Here is an 18,865-nt window from a genome sequence, read left to right on the forward strand (position 1 = left end):
ACAAAGTTTAATCTATTTTCAAAATATAATTTAGATAATAAAAGGCTGAGATTATAACAATCTCAGCCAAAAATTCAAAATGATCATTCAACTGCGCTTATCAAGCTTTATTACTTTTTAGCAGCTTTCTTTTTAGTTGCTTTTTTCGTGGCTGGTTTCTTACTTTTAGTGGTCTTAGATTTTTTATTATCTTCACCATCTTTAGGTGTAGTTCCATCAGCTAATGTCTTTTCAGTTGGCTTATCCCATGAGATAAACTCACAATCAGGATAACGTGAGCAACCATAGAAAGTCCGACCGCGTTTTGTCTTTCGTTCAATAATTTGACCTTGATGACACTTAGGGCAAACTAAGCCAATTTCTTTTACAATTGTTTTAGTATTCCGACAATCAGGAAAACGTGAGCAAGCAAAGAATTTACCATATCGTCCAAGGCGTTCCAACATAGGAGCCCCACAAATTTCACAGTTTTCACCGGCTAACTTATCTTTGACAACAATTTTTTCCATTTCTGATTCAGCTATATCTAGCTCACCTTTAAATGGTTTATAAAATTCATCAACTACTTTAACCCAATCTTCATTCCCAGTTTCAACATTATCTAGTTCACCTTCAATTTGGGCAGTAAATTTTAGATCAGCTACATCAGGGAAATAATCTCGAACGGCGTCTTGAACCATTTTACCAATTTCAGTTGGAATAAATTTCTTTGCGTCCATTTTGACATATGCTCGTGATTTCAAAGTTTCAATCGTAGCAGCATAAGTTGATGGCCGTCCAACACCAGCTTCTTCCAAAGCTTTAACCAACGCAGCTTCAGTATAACGTGGCTTGGGCTGAGTAAACTTTTGTTCAGGATTAATTTTATCCAGCTTAACATTACCACCCTCTACCATTTCAGGTAGAACATTATCTTTAGCTTTAGCAGCTGGGTAAGCTTTTGTATAACCAGCAAATTTAGTCGTAGCTCCATTAGCTCTGAACATAACCCCATTTTGTGTCAAAGTAACTCGGACCCGATCAATAACTTCTGATGTCATTTGAGAGGCCACAAATCGTGACCAAATCAATTGATAAAGTTTAAATTGGTCATTAGTTAACTTGTCCTTAATTGATTTAGGTGTTCGGAAAACTGAAGTAGGTCGAACCGCCTCATGAGCATCCTGTGCCCCTTCTTGCAATTTACCTTGTACTGGTTTAGTTGCAGCATATTCATCACCGTATTCTTCATGAATAAATTTAGATGCATCATTTTTTGCAATGGATGATATTCGTGTGGAATCGGTACGCATATAGGTAATTAACCCAACTGAACCTTCTTTACCACCCAGATTAATCCCTTCATATAATTGTTGCGCTGTAGACATCGTACGCCGAGTTTGAAAACTCAATTGCGTGTTAGCTGCCTGTTGCAAAGTTGAAGTTGTAAAAGCTGGACTGGGATTGTTTTTTCCTTCGCTCTTAACGACTTCACTTATATCAAATTCTTGATTTTGATCGATTCGTTTCAAAATTGATTGAACCATTTCATTGTCTGGGATTCGCTTAACCTTTTGACCATCTACCCCATAAAATCCAGCTTTAAATTTCTTATTAGATTTTTTGAATTCAGCTGGTAATTCCCAGTATTCTTCAGGCTGAAAGGCTTGAATATCATTCTCACGATCAATAATTAAACCCAATGCTCCAGATTGAACCCGACCAGCACTCAGTCCTTTTTTAATTTTCTTCCATAGAAGAGGCGAGATTGAGTAGCCAACCAAACGGTCTAAAATTCGGCGTGCCTGTTGAGCATTAACCAAATTCATATCCAATTGGCGTGGGCGTTTAAAGGCATCTTTAACTGCATCTTTAGTAATTTCATTAAAGACCACTCGATTTTCTTCAGAACTAGTATCAAGATCTAAAATATGCGCCAAATGCCAGGCAATTGATTCTCCTTCACGATCCGGGTCAGATGCTAAATAAACATGTTTAGCTGCTTTAGCTTCTTTTTTCAAGTTTTTTATGACATCCCCCTTTCCACGAATATTTATATATTTAGGGTTATAGTCATTTTCAGTATCAACTCCCATTTGTGACTTTGGTAAATCACGAATATGTCCGATACTGGCAACTACTTTATATCCAGATCCTAAGTATTTTTCAATAGTTTTGGCTTTTGATGGTGATTCAACAATTACTAAATTTTTCTTTCGTTTAGCGGTGGTACGCTTTTTAGTTTTTGGTTTATCTTTTGTCGTTGTTGGCACGTACTCATCCCCTTTTCTTTAATATTTTTATTCTTTATGTTTGCTTACTATAATATAAAAAATAAAAAATTACCATACTATTGTAAATAAATCATTTTTTTCAACATTTGCTAATGTTATGCCAATTATGAATTTTTTTAAAGTAACATATTATCCCATTAACTTAATTTACCATACTTAAATCATAAATTCAGTTTAAATTTCACCCTTTTAAATCTATACTTTATTAATGAAACTTTTGAAACAATATATTGCTTATTTTATACAAAAGTATTCATTTAACATCTTATATAAAAAGCTTGAAACATAAAATGCTTCAAGCTTTTTTAAGGTTATTCAAAATGACCTAAAAATTGATAAATTGGGAAACCGGCACTTGAAAACTTCTCTTCATATTCAGTTTCTATATTATCTTCCATCTTTTCAGTGTCTTCATGTAAATTCAAAGAAATTCCCTTTGGATCAAATTTAATACCAAAATTAGCAAAACTATATAGTGAATACTCAAAAAGTCCTCGATTGTCAGTTTTAAATGCAAGATCTCCACCAGCTGGTAAAATTGACTTATACCCAGCTAAAAATGATTTATACGTTAATCGACGGGTTTCATGTTTATTTTTGGGCCATGGATCTGAAAAGTTTAAATAAACTTTACTTACTTCACCCTTTGAGAAATAGGTTTCAACTCCTGCACCATCACCATATATAAATTTAAGATTAGGAAGTTCAGCTTCATCTTCATCGGCTTTTCGTGCTGCAACAGCAATTGCTGATTCTTGAATTTCCATCCCAATAAAATTAATATCGGGATATTTTTTAGCCATTCCAATAATGAATTGACCTTTCCCAGTTCCAACTTCAATATGAATTGGGGCTTCTTGAGCAAAAATATTCATCCAATTTCCTTGAAGTCCGGTTGCTCGATCTTGTGTAATAACTAATTCATCATGATTAGTTAACCAAGTATCAGCCCATTTTTTATTTCTTAATCTCATTTTTCTTCCTTTTCCTGAATTTAAAATTGAATCAACACGTAAATAACAATAATTGATTCTAATGAAAAATTCAACGTCCCAGATAAGATAAACTCTTACCAACATTAATTGCCATAGTTAAGCACTAATAAATCTAAATTGGCTAACTTTTAAGCTAAAACCAATTAAAACACAACATTGTCAATAATAACAAGATAATTACTAGATTGGTACCTAAATTTATTATTGAACGATCTAGTGCTTTAAAAACATTCGATAATTTAAGTATAGTAATAAGTCTGAATATTATGCTGATTTAATTAACAACATGGTACAATATTCGTATATTGAATTTTTTATTCTACGGAGGAAATCCTATCATGCCTGATATTTTTGATAAAATTATTGCTGGTGATGTTCCATCATTTAAAATTTATGAAGATGATGATGCCCTTGCCTTTTTAGATCTCTCTCAAATCACACCTGGACATACCCTTCTAATTCCGAAAAATGACGTTACTGATATCTTTGATTATGATGATGAAACGGCCGCTAAAGTTCTTTCTAAGTTACCAATCATCGCCCGCGCCATTCGTGCTTCCAATCCTGATATTATCGGAATTAACATCTTTTCAAATAACGGAACTGGAGCCGGTCAAGTTGTTCCCCATTCTCATTTCCATATTGTACCTCGATATAAAGATGATGACTTTAATATTACTGAATTTAGTAACGCTGACCTTTATGATACTGATAAATATCAGACAATTGCAGATTCCATTATTGAAAAATTAGAGGATTAATTTATGCCTATTAACAATTTTTCAAGCCGCTTAAAAAAAGAATTTAATAGTTGGAAAGTCCTTTTTAATCAAGCCAAGGACGCTAATCACCACTTTCAAAAGGCTCAAGCGGATTTGAAACATGAAATTCCAAAAGCAGAAGAAACGATTGTTGACTTACAACATAAACTTGATTTATACCAAGAAAAAAATTCTTTTAAAATTAATCGCATTAAAAACACTTCCGAAAAAATAAATCGCAAATTAAAGTAAGAATTGGAAACCTAAGTTACTTTTATAAAGTAACCTCGGTTTTTATTCTTTATCAAAGATAACAATGTTTTTACGTATTCAATTTTATATAATTAATGATATTAATAGTTTCTATTAATAATATTATTTTAGAAGCAATACATTCAAAAGGAGAAATACATGATTTTATTCTTGACCACTATTATTGCATTAGAACATCTTATTTTTATGCTTATTGAAATATTTGCTAAGCCTGAATTACAATCTAAATCGTTTGATTTGCCAACATCATTCTTAGAAAATCCCTACGCTAAAAGTGCTTTGGGAAATCAAGGAATTTACAATGGAATGTTAGCAGTAACCATTATTCTATCTAATTTTCTAATCCCATACCCTCAACTAAAAACCATCTTAATTTTGTTAATGTTTTATATTTCAGTTGTTGGGATCTATGGTTCACTTACCGTGACGAAAAAAATATTCTTTATTCAATCCTTACCAGCGATGATCACAATGCTTCTTATCTTTATTACTAAATAAGTAATAAATTAATCGCAAAATTGATAATTTACTGTTTATTACCTATCTTTATGATGCATCCAAAGATTATTTTATCCTAGCCTTAATTATTAACTGATATCAATATATAAAAATAATATGGTATAAAACATTTTTATTTAGAATGGGCATAAAAATTAATATGTTAGATATATTGATTAGTCAAAGTGTAATTGTTAAAATTAAATTAGTTAATTATGTGCTTTATATAATCAAACAAACATGGAGGTTTTTAATGAATCATTCTAATACTCTATCAAAAAGTTTCTTATATTCTATAATAATTATTGTTCTAGGTTCTATCTCATCTTTTCTCGTCCCTATCTTTTCTAATATGTCGATAAAAGATATTTACAGTTCATTATCATTGCCTGCAATCTCGCCTCCCAATTGGATTTTTGGACCAGTCTGGATTATTCTCTACATTCTTTTAGGAATTTATCTAGCTAATTCAAATAAGCATAATGTCAAGCTTAATTGGCTGATGTACATTCAACTAATCCTAAACTTCATTTGGACCCCTATATTCTTTGGGACAGGTAATTATCTATTAGCATCAATCATCATTGTTTTGATGGATGTTTTCACTTTAATAATATTCTACAAAGATAGAAGCAATCATAAGTATTTACTATTGCCCTATATTGTCTGGATACTATTTGCAACGTATTTAACAATATCAGTATTCATTATGAATTAAATCAAAAAAGGCCACTGACAATTCAATCGGTAGGCCTTTTAATTTCAACTAACATTTAAGTTGTGATATTATCTTAGATAATTAAAATATTGCTTCAATAACTCAAATATGGGAGGTGTTACTTTGAAAATAATAATCAATACTAGTTTAATAATTATGCTAATTATAACAATTACCTTAAATTTCATGTACGACGCAGACTGGCTCTACCTGGCCATGGCTATTGTATTATTTATATGGCAAGTACCTCAATTTCAGCAAACTAAAAGTCGTACTAATAAATATCTAGCAATAACGTTTTTAATTTTAGGCATATTCTTCGTTTTTATGAAATTAATTGGGTGGAATTAAAATATTCGATGGTAAACTAACCATTTTATAAACATACTTAAATTTGAATATATTGGGTACTTACTTAAGCTTTGCCTTCCCAACCGCCTTTAGTATTAACGTTTGCTTCCAAAGCAGCCGTTTCTAATTGCTTCATCTCAAAATCACTTAATTGAATATTTAATGCCAGTTTTGCATCAGAAACCTGAGGCAACTTAGTCACACCAAGAATGGGTGTTGTTCCTTTTTTAATAGCCCAAGCAACCGCAATCTGCGCAGGATTGACTTGGTGAACATCTGCAATCTGATTCATTAAATCTAGCAAATTATCCATCTTAGAGAATATTGGATTATATGTTTTTCCACGAGTGGAATCAGCTGGCATTGGATTATCAATATTGTACTTTCCAGACAAAGCTCCTTGCTCCAAAACCATGTATGAGAAAAACTCAATGTCATTATTTTTACTATATTCTAATAGACCAGAATCAATTGATGCTGGATATAACAAACTAAAATGATTTTGAACTGCATCAAGTTTTATCCCGTGTGGTGCTAAAATTTCTTGAACTCTTTTTACTTGTTCCAGATCATGATTAGATACACCAATCCGCTTAACCTTACCTGACTTTACAACATCTACAAGATATGGCGTCCATCGTTCAATATCAGCAGCATTATGAATCCAGTACATATCAATGTAATCAGTACCCAAACGTTCAAGACTACCATTTAACATGTCCATAATTGGGTTTTCGGCATTATCATTCTGCATTCCTGGGGTAAATTTATCAGAAATAGTTAAATCTTTACGAATATAATTTTTAGCTAATAACCCTAAAATTTTTTCAGATTGACCATTCGCATAAGCATAAGCTGTATCAAATAATTTAAGATCATTATCTATTGCTGCATCAAAGACTGATTTTAATTCATTAACGCCTAAATTATTACCAAATACAACGTTACCGCCAGCTGCTCCGCCGACCCCCCATGACCATGTTCCAATTGCAATTTTATTTTTCATTTTAAAGCCTCTTACTTCTTTCTTCTAATTTATAATTACTAACTATGATAAAAGACGTGCTGGAACACCAACGACAGTACTATCATCCGCGACATCATGAGTAACTACTGAACCAGCACCCACAATTGCATTTTTACCGATTGTTACTCCTGGTGTAATCGTACTATTTGCGCCAATCCAAGCATTTTCTTTAATATGAACTGGTTTTAATTCTAAATCGCGCCGTCTATTCGGATCTTTAGCATGATTCACAGACACAATGGTTACATTTGGTGCAATGAGAACATTATCGTCGATTACAATACCGCCAACATCAACAAACATCGCATTTTTATTAACAAAAACATTTTTACCAAATCTAATATTCGCTCCATAATCCGTTTGAAACGGTAAATTAATTTCTACAGTTTCATCAATATTTGAGTTAGTTATTATCGAAATTTTTTCCCTAACTGATTTAGGACTTTGCACATTAGTATTTAATTGTTGTATTAATATCTCATTATCTGTTTTAATTTCATTTATATTATTAAATTCCGAACTATTAGCAGAAATAATCTTGTTTGTAAATTCCATCTGTCCATTAAACCTCTTGAGCCGTTGGTCGTACAATCATATCTGAAATCGTGACATGTTTTGGTTGATCAATAATGTATGCAACTGCATTAGCAATATCCTCAGGGTCGAGAACATTCATTCTTAAGTCTTCAGGGTTAGACCCCGCAAACATTTTAGCCATTTCTTTTTCTAGTGCTGGGTTATCTAATGTTGAGTTTAGTTCAGAATTAACTGCACCAGGCGATACGATTGATGATCTAATTCCATGCAAACGTTCTTCTTGACGAAGACCTTCCATAATAGCTCGAACGGCAAATTTTGTTCCATTATATACAGCTGATTCAGGATAGACGACATGTCCAGCGACAGAATCTGTCGTAATAATGAGACCATCATTTTGTTTTTTCATAATTGGCAAAACTGCCCCAATCCCATGTAAAACTCCCATAATATTTATTTGAATTTCATTTTCCCAATTTTCATATTTTGCATCTGAAAGATTTTCTCGGGGCATAATACCAGCGTTGTTATATAAAACATCTACTCGACCATATTTGGTCATTGCAAAATCAATTAGCTTTTTTACGTCTTCTTTACTTGCTACGTCGGTAACCTTATAATCAATCTCGCCATCAATTTCAGTCACGAGTTGCTGTAAGCGTTCTTCACGCCTAGCACCTAGAATTAATTTTGCTCCTTTGCTAGCAAGTAATTTTGCCGTCGCTGCTCCAATCCCTGATGAAGCCCCTACTATAACTACTACTTTATTTTCGATTGCCATTATTTTTTTCCTCTTTTTAGATTAAGTTTTATCAATAAATATATCTTACTACCATTCATTAATGATGTATAATATCAATATTGCATGTCTAATTATGCAAAAAACGCATACATAGATAAGGATATTTTATGGAAATTCAAACTTTGAAAAATTTCATCTCAGTTATTAACGAAGGGAATATATCTGCTGCTGCCAAAATAAATAACATTTCACAGTCAACTTTATCAAGACAAATGACTGAACTAGAAAGAGAAATAAATATTAAATTATTCGATCGAGGTAGTCGGAAAATTTCATTAACCGAGGCGGGAACAATATATTATCAACGAATTAGAGAACTTCTATTATTACTAAATAGAGCCGAAAAAGAAGTTCATCAAACTAAAATATTGTCAGGTGAATTATATATAGGTGCCCCAGAGACTGAAGGTATGGAGATAATTGCAAGTGCAATCAGCAATCTTACGAAAAAGAGCCCTGATATTCGTGTCCATTTATATAGTGGAAATGCAGAAGATTTGAATTTCAAAATGAATAATGGAATCCTTGATTTTGTAATATCACTTAATAACGATACCCAAAATGCCAACTTTATCCGTCTCCCAAAGGCAGATTCTTGGGGAATAATAATGAAGTCCAATGATTCTCTAGCCAATAAACATGAAATAACCCCTGAAATGTTAGAAAATAGAAAATTAATTATCTCTAATCAAAGTAGTGCAAGAAGTGAACTAGAATCATGGCTAGGATACTCGCTGCTAGATTCACAGATTACTGGTACTTATAATCTGATTTTTAATGCGGCCCTTTTAGTCCAAAAAGAAATCGGGATTGCCATCGGTATAGACAAATTAATCGAATCAACGGCAATGAATGGCTTAATATTTAAACCATTCGCTAACTATCTAACTTCTCATCTAGATATTACTTGGAGTAAAGGGAAAGAATTATCAGAAATTTCATCGGCATTTTTAGAAGAATTAAGAAAGTTACTTTAAGGTAAATAAAAATAAGAGAGGTGTCATTATGACCACCCCTCTTTTTTAATTTATAGTAACAATTTATTAAATATATTGTAACTTTAATTTTTACTGCGTCCATATAGCCATGAAACAATTGCTACAATGATAACGGCTCCAATAATAGATGGCACCAATGCCATTCCAGCTACTTGTGGTCCCCAAGAACCAAATAACATCTCGCCTATCCAAGAACCTGCTAACCCAGCAATAATATTAGCAATCCATCCCATCGATGTCTTTGTAATAGCCCCACCGATAGCTCCAATAATTGCACCAATAATAAGTGTCCAAATTAATCCCATAATAGAACTCCTCCTAACATATTTTTTAGCGCTTACTTTTTGATCTTTTCTTTTAATTTATCATCCATGTCTGATGCTGCATCCTTAACGTCACCTACAACTTCTTTAACCTTACCCATAAATCCTTCAGCTTTTCCTTCGGCTTCAGTCTTAGTGTCACCAGTCACCTTACCTGATACTTCCTTAACTTTACCTGTTGTCTGATCCTTCATTCCAGCTAACTTGTCGTCTAAAGCCATAATAGATTCCTCCTGTAGTTGTGTAAACGAATATTTCATTTAGGGCGTCATTTGTTTGTACTTAATTATAACACAATTAACAAAACGTTACCATTGCCATCGTTTTATAATAAAAAAGCAATAACATAAGTCATTGCTTTAAATATAATTTAAAATTAAATGATTTTTGCCTCATATGCTCTTGAAGCGATATCCAAGAAATTAAATGATTCAAACTCATCTGGATTATATACATAATTATCAGCACTAAAGCTAACCATCAAATTAACTGGATTTTCATTAATATCGCCATAATAACCTATCACAACTGGTTTATTAGTTCCAACAGCATATCCAATTTCTATGGCTCCACCCATATCAGGAGCATCAGCAGGATACGTTGCAACCACTAAATCAGCATTATTAATTGCTCGAATATCTGCCTTATACGTCATAGTTGCCCATTCGAAATCTGGCTCAAACTCGCCACCTTCGACAAAGACTAACCCTTTATATTGATGTAACAATGGAACATGGATATGTGCGATTGTTGGGTTTTGCAATAATGCTTCATAAGTAGCTAAAGTTGCATCAATTTGTGTTTCAGTCCACCATGAATGAGCTAAATAAACTGAACGAGCTCCTGGAAGCTTTTCAAGATCTTGGTACTTTTCTTCTAACGCAAGTAGTTCTTTCATAACTTCATTTTCAGATAACATTGTCTAATCTCCTAAAGTATTTGATCTAATAAGTTTACGATTTATTTTCTTATTTTTCAAGAAATGAATAATCATGTTACTAATTTATAAGTACTTAAGATACATGAATAATCTAACATGATTTTATACGATTAAATGAGACTATAAATTATTATCATAGATGAATTCTTGAACTTTAACCGTAACTTCAATTAGTAAAACATTCAATTTATTCTTAATAATATTAAAAAAATATATATTGATTATTTTTTTATTTATTACTTAACATTTTTTTGATATTATTAAATTGTTTTGGCTTATTACTGCCCTAAACTTACGTAATAAATCATATACCATTACTATAAGCTATAATTACGAATTAACTTGTTTAGTAGATCTGGATAAAGATCTACAATAAAAATTTAGATCTAAAAATCATTCATGTCTAAACATAAATATTCAATAAAATGTCTTATATACATTTACTTAATAAATACGTGCTGAATATCCACGTTAAACTGTTCCCTTTAAGGAGTAGATAATTCGTCATGAATAAGATCAAAGAATTATGGACCACTACATTGTGGTTTAAAGTCGTTATCATACTAATTGCAATTTTTATCGCGTATAGTTTACCAAGCTTTGCCGTCTTTATTGGTTTTATAGGTTTAATTTATTCTTTTATTTCGTATATACGAAAATTATTATTAAAAAAGAAAACAAAATTTAATCCAAACTATCTTTTATTAGCTGGTTTAATTTTTATAATCATTGGCTCAAGTAATCCTGCTTTTCATAAAGACACTACGAACCAAAATGAGCCAATCTCGTCTTCATCATCTATTAAAAAGTCTAAAGCAGAGTCTGAAAGCAAAGTTAATTCTGAGAGCAAAGCTAAGGCCAGCTCAGAAAGCAAAGCTAGGTCTGAGAGCAAAGCCAAAGCCACCTCAGAAAGCAAAGCTAAGTCTGAAAGTCAATTAGAGTCTGAATCCATTGCTTCTAGTGAGTCTGCTGAAGAATCACAAAGAATAGTTAATTCGGAATCAGCCGCAAGTTCCAGCGTTGCTGCAGCTGCATCTCAAGTACAGCAAGCAAGTCCAAGTTCAATCCACACCAAGTAGCTCTGGTGGTTCTAGAACTGGTAGCCATTGGGCAATTAAAGACGGTTATGATTGGTCTACTAGAAAAGGGCATTCTCATATTATTCCGGCTGGTGGCGCTCTTCCTGCTGGATATCATTGGGAAGTCGCCCAATAGACATTTTTATCGATTAAATATAAACCAACGTATTAATGATTTATGATATTATAGAACAGGCTCAATACCCAGTAAATTTTAGTATTTAGTTTAATAAACATTATATTTTTAAGGAGTAGTTGACTTGCATATTAATAAATTGTCGATATTTAGCCTTATTGAAAAGATAATAAATACATTATTTTTTATCTGGATTTTTATCATTTTAATCGGGGCTTTATATTCAGACCATCTTTTTTCTTTAGATAATCCTTATCGATTATCCACAATAACTGGTTTGGTCGCATTAATATTAATTGTATTAGGTGCTTTTAAATTCTCAAAATTCAAATCCTTAACATTGCCCATTTTTAATTCATCTAAAAAACATAAAATATATTTACTATTATGTATATCTGTAATTGTTTTTTCATGGCAAATATATTTTATAAATAAAGCGAATACCGGAATTGGTTTTGATGCTGGAATCGTTGCTTCTGAAGTAGTAAATCATAGTAATATTAATGACTGGTTTAGATACAGAATATTTTTGGAGTAGCCTTTTCGGTGCATCATGGTTATCTTTTAGTTATCTATCTTTTCTTTGCGTTGATTTATTCATGGTTACTTCTTTAATATCAATATATTTAATTGATAAAACTAAGACATTTAAAACTTGGTCAATTTTCCTTATATGGTTAAGTGTATTTCCTTATATCATTGTCCCTTATACTGATACTACAGTATTACCACTAATTAGCACTTATATTTTAGGCTACACGCTACTTAAAAAAGCTACGAGCCGTAGTCAACAAATAATCGGTGCTTTCTTACTTGGTATTTTTGCAATGTTGGGATATTTGATGAAGCCTACAGCAGTCATACCTTTAATAGCCATTATCGTAGTTGAATTATTATACCTATTTTTTAATCGAACAAAAAAAGAAGATAATCTAAAATTAATAATAAAATGCATACTAGTTATCATAGCTGCACTTTGTGTTCAATTTGGTTACCAAATAAAAACAAATAATCAAAAATTTGTACATATTGATCAAAAATTAAAGGTACCTGCTATTCACTTTATCTCTATGGGTATGCATGACGAAGGCGGATTTTCTCAGATTGACGCAGGGCCTATGTACTCGGCTCATAGTTCAGATGAAATGAAAAAAATATCAAAAAAAGATATTCAAACTCGAATTAGTGAATATACACCTTATACATATGGTTTATTTTTAATTTATAAAAATTACAATAATACCGCTGATGGTTCGTTTGGATGGCTACAAGAAGGTAACTTTATAGATCAACAACCAAGTAATTTTGTGCAAAATTGGGTTTATCCCAATGGTAAGTATTTAAATAGCTTTTACGTTATCGTACAAATATTGTGGATTTTGGCGTTATTAATATTGCTACTAACCAAGGCATCTTCCGAAAATTCACGGTTATATTTACTATTATTTAAAGTAGCTTTGCTTGGTGGTTTTGCTTATCTTTTGATTTTTGAAGGTGGTAGAAGTAGATACTTAATTCAATTTATTCCAGTTATAATATTACTATTAGGATTATCAAATTTTAGCCATTCAACAAATAACTTAAACTAAAATATCATTTATAAAAAGATTATTGAACAAGATATATGTTTTTGTAGCATATACCGTTAATAATTCCTAATGTTAGAAAAAATAAATTTATTTATATCAAAAAGGACTTTGTTAAATATAACAAAGTCCTTTTTAGTATATTTTATTAATATGGCAGATTCTAAAATTAATCCTAACACTTTAATTTGGAGGAATAAGAATAAAACACGAGGAACGTTTAAGAGTAACGTCACAATTTAACAACACCTGCTTCACTTCCATTGATAAAATAAATCATTTTATGCACTGATAAGTTGATAGTGATACAAACAAAAAAGCAATAACCTGAGTCACTGCTTTAATGTGTAAAAATAATTAAACTAGTAACGCTGGAATAGCTTATTTATAGATTAATAACTAATTCAATCTTATAAACAGGGGAAGGCTACCCAGCGTCACCGCAAGCATAACACTTTAATCTATATATACCTATTTCATTAATCAATTTAAAAAACGCCTGAACCTGATCAGACGTTAATATATAATACTTATAATTTAATTCTTTTTATGATGTACCAAAACAGCGGTTGTAACCGCCGCAACTGCTGCGGCGACAATGATTGAAGTCATTATTGGCATTTGAGAAGCGTTATCTTTAACCACTTCCCACTTCTCCTCAGTCTTACCCATCAATTCTTCAGCCATACCTTCAGCTTCAGTTTTATGATCACCAGTGACCTTACCTGCTACATCTTTAACTTTACCTGTTACTTGATCCTTCATTCCATCTAACTTGTCATCTAAAGCCATAATAGATTCCTCCTCTAGTTGAATAAATGAATTTTCATCCATAGTTAATACTGCTAATATTTATATTATAACACGATAAAGAAACCGCTGTCATTGTTATCTTAAAACAAAAAAACAATAACCGAGGCCATTGTTTTTCATTATGGACTATGTCCATTGACGCCGGATAAGCTTTTTAAAGAGAGTGCTTCTTACATAAAAAAGAGGAATAATATCCGACGCCTGAGCAAGCATAACACGTTTATCTAATTATACCTATTTTATTGGTAAATTTAAAAAACGTATGTTACGACTATCAGACGTCCATAAAATATTTTTATTTAATCTTCTACCATATAATCAGTGACATAAAGATGATCCAAAAAATCCTGTGCATTATCTTTATCCGTAGTTTCATTATCAATTTCAGACTGTACAGACTTTTCAATTTCTTTGCGCACTTCTTCTGAGCGTCCATATTCAACACTAATGTGAACACGGTGGACTTTTTCATTCCAATCAATAGTAGTTGGGCCCCATGTGCTTAAGTGTAAATCTTCTATCCAGTTTGATACCTTTTCTTTTGAATATACCATTCTTCACTCCTTTATTATGCCATCATGGTCCCATCACGGACAATAACACTATCATCCAAAATACCTTGTTCACTAGTAATAACTAGTCCACCAAACGTTGACACTTCAACCTTCATATTTTCTGCTAAGTACTCTTTAGCATAGCCTTTAACTGGAATCTTTCCATAATTAGAATCGACTTCCATATCAAACCATGGTAATAGTGGTTGATCATTTCGCAAAATTAATATGACTAATGAAATTTGCATTGCTCCTTCTGCTGTTATTGAATAGGGTGAAACACCATCTTCATACATAAGTACAATACGTCGATCATTCTTTTGATTTAAAATGGGACTTATTTTTTTCATTGCTTCATCAGTGAAAGTAATATACATTTGCTTACCTCCTAATTTTATAAATAAATTATACAACTTTTTCAAAAATATAGATTAAAAAAAGCAACAACCGAAGTCATTGCTTTTCGTATGTGACATTAAAAAATCTCGGTGTATTAATACTATTAAGAAATATATAATACTAATTCAATGTCTTTTTAAAATTTAACTAGTTTTTACTACGTCCCATTAACCATGAAACTAAAATTACAACAATTACTGCACCTATAATAGATGGGAAAAGTGCCATTCCTGCTAAATGTGGTCCCCATGATCCCAGTAATGTTTCACCTAACCATGAACCAATCAATCCAGCGACAATATTACTTATCCATCCCATCGATGTTTTGGTAATAGCACCACCAATTGCTCCAATAATCGCTCCAATAATTAACGTCCAAATTAATCCCATATTGCCCCCCCTAAATTAATTCTTTAGTTTTTAAATTTTTCCTTAACATCTTCAGCCATTTCAGAAGCGGAATCTTTAACCTCACCTAACTTCTCTTTAGCTTTACCCATTAAGCCTTCAGCTTTACCTTCAGCTTCTTTTTGTGAATCACCGGTAACCTTACCAGAGACTTCCTTAACCTTACCTGTTGCTTGATCCTTCATTCCATCTAACTTGTCATCTAAAGCCATATAGAATCCTCCTCTAATAAAAAAATGAATTTACATTCATAGTTACGTTATTTACATTAATATTATATCATAGCCAAGAAAGCGCTGTCATCATACTTTTTAAATATTTAAAAAAGCAATAACCGAAGTCATTGCTTTTCATTATGGACGGCTGTCCCTGACGTCGAATATTTTTTTAATAGAGTTAAAAGAAATAATATTCGTCCGACGTCTGGGCAAGCATAACACGTTTATTCATTTATACCTATTTTATTTAAAATTTAAACATTATTAGCCGCTGTAGGATTAACTCTTTAGAATAAATATTAACCTTTTAGTCCCTTTGCTTGGCGTTCCATATTTTCTATCACTACATCAAATACAGTCCCAATAGTAATTAGATAATCTATAACACGTCCTGGATTATCAGTATGATAATGTACCTTCATTAGTTCATCATCCCCACCAACGATTAAACTATTACCTGGAAATTTAGTTTCTATTTGTTCAGTTAAATCATCTTCATTTAAAGTTGATCCTTCAATCAGTGCTTGAGTATCAAAAATATATTCATCATTCATTTTGTAGGCCTCCGTAAATTTTAAGATCATTATACTACTTTAATATTCTTAATACCATTTATATATACAAAAAAAGCAACGACCTAAGTCATTACTTTTATGTAGAACAATAATTCCACGCAACGTCAAATTATACTTTTAGATATGTGTCTCTTGAGGGGTAACACAAATCCATTCGACGTTATTATAAGCATAACACTTTTGTTCTATGAAACTTAAACATATCATATTGAACCAGTATGTTAAAATCGATTACTCAATTTTTAAATTTACATGGGTCTAAATGAATTATTTAATTATAATTTATCGTTTAAAAATTGTGCTTCCCCATTTCCAAAGCTCCAGTCATCATCATTATTAGGAATAAGGCTAAACATAATGTCCTCTTCACGTATACCTAATTCATTATGTAGTCTTTCAACCACCTTGCTATAAAATTGTTGTTTAGCCTTCGTCGAACGTGGTCGTGTTACTAGATTGAATAAAACAAAATCATCAGTACGTTCCATCCCCAAACCTGTATCCAAAATTTGCATCTCAAACTTTTCATGTTGCGTCAAAATTTGGTATCGGTCTGCTACTGGTGTTTTAAAAGTTTCCACTTGAACCTCATAAGCAATTTGAAGTAATGTTTTTAAATATTTTTCATCATGACCTTTGATCACGTCAATCCTCATTAATGGCATATTATTATCTCCCGTTTATGGATCATTATATTCCTTGCAAGTCATACATTCAAATTAACCATTAACAATATATTTAATTGAACAATAAGCCAATAAATTTAGTCTGACCTGATTTAAGTCATCCCATAAAAACATGTTCTATAATTTTTTATACATTTTATAGTTATATAATTCTACATGGTCCCTTATAACCGATTGCTTAAGCAAAATTTTAAATCCTTGATTTTGGAACATACTTTTTGCAATGGCACTAGCATGTACCGTCATTTCTTTTAGCTCTAATTCATAAGCATGGATTTCAAGTTCTTTTAAAATTTTTGTAGCTATTTTTTGATGTTGGTATTCAGGAAGTACATACATTAAATCGATGTATCCATCATTTTTGATATTCGAAAAACCAACTATTTTATCATCTTTAATCGCAACTAATGTATATGTTTTTTGTAACTCATATTGCCATATAAGCATTAATTCGTCTCTTTTATCTATATTTCCCCATGCTTTCAATTGCTCCACAGAGTAAGATGTATCTATGGAAAGAATTGCCGTAAAAAATATATCTATTATAGACTTGAGATCATTATCGGAGTATTGTCGTATAATCATTAAATTAATTCCTTTTTATTAAAAATTATTTGCTAAACTAAGTCGGAAAGCTCATAACGCCTTTAATTAAATGTTTTAAATATCTGTATTATACTCAAATACAGTAAGCAAGGATAGCTAGTTGAAAATGTTAAAAAGACCTTTAAAGACAATTATTGGATATGAATTATTTTGATCACATATTTACATAGATTAAAAAAATTATTATTATGGATGAAATTAATTTATATCTTACTATTAAGTTATTGATAAATTGTTATATTTAAGCTAAAGTATAGTATCATTAACTTAATAATATAAATAAGTAAGGATTAAAATATGCAAATATATTTCTTGTGTACTGGTAACTCATGCAGAAGCCAAATGGCTGAAGGATTCGCTAAGCAATATGCCCCTTCAAATTGGATTATTAAAAGTGCTGGTGTCGAACAACATGGTTTAAATAATATTGCTGTTAAGGTAATGGCTGAACGTGGCATTGATATTTCCGCCAACACATCTGATTTAATTAATAATGATTATTTACAATCAAGCGATTATGTCATTACATTATGCGGAGATGCAAAAGATAAGTGTCCTATGACGCCAGCCAGCGTTAAAAAAGAACACTGGCCATTAAATGACCCCGCACAAGCTACTGGGTCAAATGATCAAATATTAAATGTTTTTCGAACTACCCGTGATGACATTGATAATTTAGTATATGACTTAATAAATAAAATAAAATAGCTAACATCACTTCTAAAACGTCGTCTTGGACGTTTATTTTTTTACAATAATTTATTGCAATTTCCTTTTGCTTGAAGAACATTTAAAAAGATAATCCTCCATAAAAAACGTCCGATAATAATTATCGGACGTTTCAATTTATAAATTATAATTTTCTTGCTGATAAAATCATCATCATTGTACGACGGAACTCATCCTTCATACCAGGAATATCCAGCATTGAATCTGGTGGTGTTGGCTCAACTAGATGTTGAATTATAAATCCATTTTTAATCAAAGTTTCAATATACGTTTCCAACGTACGGTGATACTTGATAACTGGTGTCTCCCAAAAGTTTGTTTCCCTAACTGACTCATCAAAATAACGATCAACTGGAAAATTTTTAATTGACCCATCTTCATTTAACGTCCATTGTTCCGTTCCTTCAGACGTAAATATTGGATGTTCCACTGAAAAAATAAATTCTCCATTTGGATTCAATAATGTTTGAACATTAGCGACGACTTTTTCAAAATCTTCTACATAATGTAAAGCTAAAGAACTAAATACTAAATACTAAACGAATTTAGCATTCATAGAATTCAAATTATTAATATCAAT

Annotated in this window: 26 protein-coding genes; 9 read left to right on the forward strand and 17 right to left on the reverse strand. The window is 31.5% G+C overall.

The genetic code is table 11. The features are described from left to right. Window positions 1-110: 110 nt before the first annotated feature. Together topA and trmB are read right to left on the reverse strand one after the other, a co-directional pair. The gene (gene topA, locus JC2156_RS04010; protein WP_006845568.1) at window positions 111-2,252 is read right to left on the reverse strand and encodes a type I DNA topoisomerase; all 2,142 of its coding nucleotides are present in this window, start codon (window positions 2,250-2,252) and stop codon (window positions 111-113) included. A gap of 332 nt (window positions 2,253-2,584) precedes the next feature. Continuing rightward, window positions 2,585-3,247 carry a tRNA (guanosine(46)-N7)-methyltransferase TrmB gene (gene trmB / locus JC2156_RS04015; RefSeq protein ID WP_006845569.1) on the reverse strand — a complete coding sequence of 221 codons (663 nt, stop codon included), beginning with the start codon at window positions 3,245-3,247 and terminating at the stop codon, window positions 2,585-2,587. Window positions 3,248-3,606: 359 nt separating this feature from the next. Between trmB and JC2156_RS04020 the strand changes: the two genes are divergently transcribed. The 4 genes from JC2156_RS04020 to JC2156_RS04035 all read left to right on the forward strand — a co-directional run bounded on the left by JC2156_RS04020 (window position 3,607) and on the right by JC2156_RS04035 (window position 5,518). Next, the gene (locus JC2156_RS04020) at window positions 3,607-4,029 is read left to right on the forward strand and encodes an HIT family protein (protein ID WP_006845570.1); all 423 of its coding nucleotides are present in this window, start codon (window positions 3,607-3,609) and stop codon (window positions 4,027-4,029) included. A gap of 3 nt (window positions 4,030-4,032) precedes the next feature. Then, the gene (locus tag JC2156_RS04025; RefSeq protein WP_006845571.1) at window positions 4,033-4,281 is read left to right on the forward strand and encodes a hypothetical protein; all 249 of its coding nucleotides are present in this window, start codon (window positions 4,033-4,035) and stop codon (window positions 4,279-4,281) included. A gap of 159 nt (window positions 4,282-4,440) precedes the next feature. Beyond that, window positions 4,441-4,800, forward strand: a complete 360-nt coding sequence (locus JC2156_RS04030) for a DUF1304 domain-containing protein (RefSeq protein WP_006845572.1) — start codon at window positions 4,441-4,443, stop codon at window positions 4,798-4,800. Window positions 4,801-5,053: 253 nt separating this feature from the next. Next, window positions 5,054-5,518, forward strand: a complete 465-nt coding sequence (locus JC2156_RS04035) for a TspO/MBR family protein (RefSeq protein WP_006845573.1) — start codon at window positions 5,054-5,056, stop codon at window positions 5,516-5,518. 415 nt (window positions 5,519-5,933) lie between these two features. Here the strand turns inward: JC2156_RS04035 and JC2156_RS04045 are convergent, their stop codons facing one another. From JC2156_RS04045 to JC2156_RS04055, 3 genes are read right to left on the reverse strand one after another with little or no spacing between them, the layout of a single operon-like run. Beyond that, window positions 5,934-6,875, reverse strand: a complete 942-nt coding sequence (locus JC2156_RS04045) for an aldo/keto reductase (protein ID WP_006845574.1) — start codon at window positions 6,873-6,875, stop codon at window positions 5,934-5,936. Window positions 6,876-6,917: 42 nt separating this feature from the next. Beyond that, window positions 6,918-7,451: a DapH/DapD/GlmU-related protein gene (locus JC2156_RS04050; protein WP_006845575.1), complete on the reverse strand. Its 534-nt coding sequence runs from the start codon at window positions 7,449-7,451 to the stop codon at window positions 6,918-6,920. Window positions 7,452-7,458: 7 nt separating this feature from the next. Next, window positions 7,459-8,214, reverse strand: a complete 756-nt coding sequence (locus JC2156_RS04055; RefSeq protein WP_006845576.1) for an SDR family oxidoreductase — start codon at window positions 8,212-8,214, stop codon at window positions 7,459-7,461. A gap of 128 nt (window positions 8,215-8,342) precedes the next feature. Between JC2156_RS04055 and JC2156_RS04060 the strand changes: the two genes are divergently transcribed. Then, window positions 8,343-9,212, forward strand: a complete 870-nt coding sequence (locus JC2156_RS04060; RefSeq protein WP_006845577.1) for a LysR family transcriptional regulator — start codon at window positions 8,343-8,345, stop codon at window positions 9,210-9,212. A gap of 83 nt (window positions 9,213-9,295) precedes the next feature. On the opposite strand, the gene JC2156_RS04065 is transcribed toward JC2156_RS04060, so the two are convergent. The 3 genes from JC2156_RS04065 to JC2156_RS04075 form a co-directional block, all read right to left on the reverse strand. Beyond that, window positions 9,296-9,538: a GlsB/YeaQ/YmgE family stress response membrane protein gene (locus JC2156_RS04065; protein ID WP_006845579.1), complete on the reverse strand. Its 243-nt coding sequence runs from the start codon at window positions 9,536-9,538 to the stop codon at window positions 9,296-9,298. Window positions 9,539-9,570: 32 nt separating this feature from the next. Then, window positions 9,571-9,777, reverse strand: a complete 207-nt coding sequence (locus JC2156_RS04070) for a CsbD family protein (RefSeq protein WP_006845580.1) — start codon at window positions 9,775-9,777, stop codon at window positions 9,571-9,573. Window positions 9,778-9,932: 155 nt separating this feature from the next. Then, on the reverse strand, window positions 9,933-10,475 hold the full coding sequence (locus JC2156_RS04075) for a nucleoside 2-deoxyribosyltransferase (RefSeq protein WP_006845581.1): 543 nt from the start codon (window positions 10,473-10,475) through the stop codon (window positions 9,933-9,935). Between the two features lie 527 nt (window positions 10,476-11,002). On the opposite strand from JC2156_RS04075, the gene JC2156_RS04080 reads away from it, so the two are divergent. From JC2156_RS04080 to JC2156_RS04090, 3 genes are all read left to right on the forward strand, one after another. After that, the gene (locus tag JC2156_RS04080) at window positions 11,003-11,575 is read left to right on the forward strand and encodes a hypothetical protein (RefSeq protein WP_006845582.1); all 573 of its coding nucleotides are present in this window, start codon (window positions 11,003-11,005) and stop codon (window positions 11,573-11,575) included. A gap of 260 nt (window positions 11,576-11,835) precedes the next feature. Beyond that, window positions 11,836-12,249 carry a hypothetical protein gene (locus JC2156_RS04085; RefSeq protein WP_006845583.1) on the forward strand — a complete coding sequence of 138 codons (414 nt, stop codon included), beginning with the start codon at window positions 11,836-11,838 and terminating at the stop codon, window positions 12,247-12,249. Next, entirely contained in the window at window positions 12,215-13,300 is a 1,086-nt protein-coding gene (locus JC2156_RS04090) for a glycosyltransferase family protein (protein WP_006845584.1), read from the forward strand. The genes JC2156_RS04085 and JC2156_RS04090 overlap by 35 nt, the downstream gene beginning before the upstream one ends. A 534-nt stretch (window positions 13,301-13,834) precedes the next feature. Here the strand turns inward: JC2156_RS04090 and JC2156_RS04095 are convergent. From JC2156_RS04095 to JC2156_RS04130, 8 genes are all read right to left on the reverse strand, one after another. Further along, window positions 13,835-14,131, reverse strand: coding sequence for a CsbD family protein (locus JC2156_RS04095; protein WP_420794673.1), 297 nt, complete (start codon window positions 14,129-14,131; stop codon window positions 13,835-13,837). Between the two features lie 278 nt (window positions 14,132-14,409). Further along, window positions 14,410-14,664: a hypothetical protein gene (locus tag JC2156_RS04100; RefSeq protein WP_006845586.1), complete on the reverse strand. Its 255-nt coding sequence runs from the start codon at window positions 14,662-14,664 to the stop codon at window positions 14,410-14,412. Between the two features lie 14 nt (window positions 14,665-14,678). Further along, window positions 14,679-15,041 (reverse strand): iron-sulfur cluster biosynthesis family protein, encoded by a 363-nt coding sequence (locus tag JC2156_RS04105; protein WP_006845587.1) that lies wholly within the window; start codon window positions 15,039-15,041, stop codon window positions 14,679-14,681. Window positions 15,042-15,210: 169 nt separating this feature from the next. Next, window positions 15,211-15,453: a GlsB/YeaQ/YmgE family stress response membrane protein gene (locus JC2156_RS04110; RefSeq protein ID WP_006845588.1), complete on the reverse strand. Its 243-nt coding sequence runs from the start codon at window positions 15,451-15,453 to the stop codon at window positions 15,211-15,213. A gap of 23 nt (window positions 15,454-15,476) precedes the next feature. Beyond that, entirely contained in the window at window positions 15,477-15,683 is a 207-nt protein-coding gene (locus tag JC2156_RS04115; protein ID WP_006845589.1) for a CsbD family protein, read from the reverse strand. A 305-nt stretch (window positions 15,684-15,988) separates the two neighbouring features. Next, complete coding sequence (locus tag JC2156_RS04120) at window positions 15,989-16,243, reverse strand: hypothetical protein (RefSeq protein ID WP_006845590.1); 255 nt, start codon at window positions 16,241-16,243, stop codon at window positions 15,989-15,991. Window positions 16,244-16,539: 296 nt separating this feature from the next. Then, a complete protein-coding gene (locus tag JC2156_RS04125) occupies window positions 16,540-16,929 on the reverse strand; it encodes a tautomerase family protein (RefSeq protein ID WP_006845592.1) in 390 nt (129 codons plus the stop codon). A gap of 138 nt (window positions 16,930-17,067) precedes the next feature. Then, a complete protein-coding gene (locus tag JC2156_RS04130; RefSeq protein ID WP_006845593.1) occupies window positions 17,068-17,535 on the reverse strand; it encodes a GNAT family N-acetyltransferase in 468 nt (155 codons plus the stop codon). A gap of 318 nt (window positions 17,536-17,853) precedes the next feature. On the opposite strand from JC2156_RS04130, the gene arsC reads away from it, so the two are divergent. Further along, complete coding sequence (gene arsC, locus JC2156_RS04135) at window positions 17,854-18,264, forward strand: arsenate reductase (thioredoxin) (protein ID WP_081482761.1); 411 nt, start codon at window positions 17,854-17,856, stop codon at window positions 18,262-18,264. Between the two features lie 145 nt (window positions 18,265-18,409). Here arsC and JC2156_RS04140 read toward each other — a convergent pair whose 3' ends face one another. After that, the gene (locus JC2156_RS04140; protein WP_006845595.1) at window positions 18,410-18,745 is read right to left on the reverse strand and encodes a hypothetical protein; all 336 of its coding nucleotides are present in this window, start codon (window positions 18,743-18,745) and stop codon (window positions 18,410-18,412) included. Between the last annotated feature and the right edge of the window lie 120 nt (window positions 18,746-18,865).

It is taken from the genome of Weissella koreensis KCTC 3621, assembly GCF_000277645.1.

What these genes read in the sequence shown, in the direction of transcription:
- trmB (WP_006845569.1), bottom strand. Translation starts at nt 3,247, where the DNA reads ATGAGATTAAGAAATAAAAAATGGGCTGATACTTGGTTAACTAATCAT.
- JC2156_RS04020 (WP_006845570.1), top strand. Translation starts at nt 3,607, where the DNA reads ATGCCTGATATTTTTGATAAAATTATTGCTGGTGATGTTCCATCATTT.
- JC2156_RS04025 (WP_006845571.1), top strand. Translation starts at nt 4,033, where the DNA reads ATGCCTATTAACAATTTTTCAAGCCGCTTAAAAAAAGAATTTAATAGT.
- JC2156_RS04030 (WP_006845572.1), top strand. Translation starts at nt 4,441, where the DNA reads ATGATTTTATTCTTGACCACTATTATTGCATTAGAACATCTTATTTTT.
- JC2156_RS04035 (WP_006845573.1), top strand. Translation starts at nt 5,054, where the DNA reads ATGAATCATTCTAATACTCTATCAAAAAGTTTCTTATATTCTATAATA.
- JC2156_RS04045 (WP_006845574.1), bottom strand. Translation starts at nt 6,875, where the DNA reads ATGAAAAATAAAATTGCAATTGGAACATGGTCATGGGGGGTCGGCGGA.
- JC2156_RS04050 (WP_006845575.1), bottom strand. Translation starts at nt 7,451, where the DNA reads ATGGAATTTACAAACAAGATTATTTCTGCTAATAGTTCGGAATTTAAT.
- JC2156_RS04055 (WP_006845576.1), bottom strand. Translation starts at nt 8,214, where the DNA reads ATGGCAATCGAAAATAAAGTAGTAGTTATAGTAGGGGCTTCATCAGGG.
- JC2156_RS04060 (WP_006845577.1), top strand. Translation starts at nt 8,343, where the DNA reads ATGGAAATTCAAACTTTGAAAAATTTCATCTCAGTTATTAACGAAGGG.
- JC2156_RS04065 (WP_006845579.1), bottom strand. Translation starts at nt 9,538, where the DNA reads ATGGGATTAATTTGGACACTTATTATTGGTGCAATTATTGGAGCTATC.
- JC2156_RS04070 (WP_006845580.1), bottom strand. Translation starts at nt 9,777, where the DNA reads ATGGCTTTAGACGACAAGTTAGCTGGAATGAAGGATCAGACAACAGGT.
- JC2156_RS04075 (WP_006845581.1), bottom strand. Translation starts at nt 10,475, where the DNA reads ATGTTATCTGAAAATGAAGTTATGAAAGAACTACTTGCGTTAGAAGAA.
- JC2156_RS04080 (WP_006845582.1), top strand. Translation starts at nt 11,003, where the DNA reads ATGAATAAGATCAAAGAATTATGGACCACTACATTGTGGTTTAAAGTC.
- JC2156_RS04090 (WP_006845584.1), top strand. Translation starts at nt 12,215, where the DNA reads ATGACTGGTTTAGATACAGAATATTTTTGGAGTAGCCTTTTCGGTGCA.
- JC2156_RS04095 (WP_420794673.1), bottom strand. Translation starts at nt 14,131, where the DNA reads ATGGATGAAAATTCATTTATTCAACTAGAGGAGGAATCTATTATGGCT.
- JC2156_RS04100 (WP_006845586.1), bottom strand. Translation starts at nt 14,664, where the DNA reads ATGGTATATTCAAAAGAAAAGGTATCAAACTGGATAGAAGATTTACAC.
- JC2156_RS04105 (WP_006845587.1), bottom strand. Translation starts at nt 15,041, where the DNA reads ATGTATATTACTTTCACTGATGAAGCAATGAAAAAAATAAGTCCCATT.
- JC2156_RS04110 (WP_006845588.1), bottom strand. Translation starts at nt 15,453, where the DNA reads ATGGGATTAATTTGGACGTTAATTATTGGAGCGATTATTGGAGCAATT.
- JC2156_RS04115 (WP_006845589.1), bottom strand. Translation starts at nt 15,683, where the DNA reads ATGGCTTTAGATGACAAGTTAGATGGAATGAAGGATCAAGCAACAGGT.
- JC2156_RS04120 (WP_006845590.1), bottom strand. Translation starts at nt 16,243, where the DNA reads ATGAATGATGAATATATTTTTGATACTCAAGCACTGATTGAAGGATCA.
- JC2156_RS04125 (WP_006845592.1), bottom strand. Translation starts at nt 16,929, where the DNA reads ATGCCATTAATGAGGATTGACGTGATCAAAGGTCATGATGAAAAATAT.
- JC2156_RS04130 (WP_006845593.1), bottom strand. Translation starts at nt 17,535, where the DNA reads ATGATTATACGACAATACTCCGATAATGATCTCAAGTCTATAATAGAT.
- arsC (WP_081482761.1), top strand. Translation starts at nt 17,854, where the DNA reads ATGCAAATATATTTCTTGTGTACTGGTAACTCATGCAGAAGCCAAATG.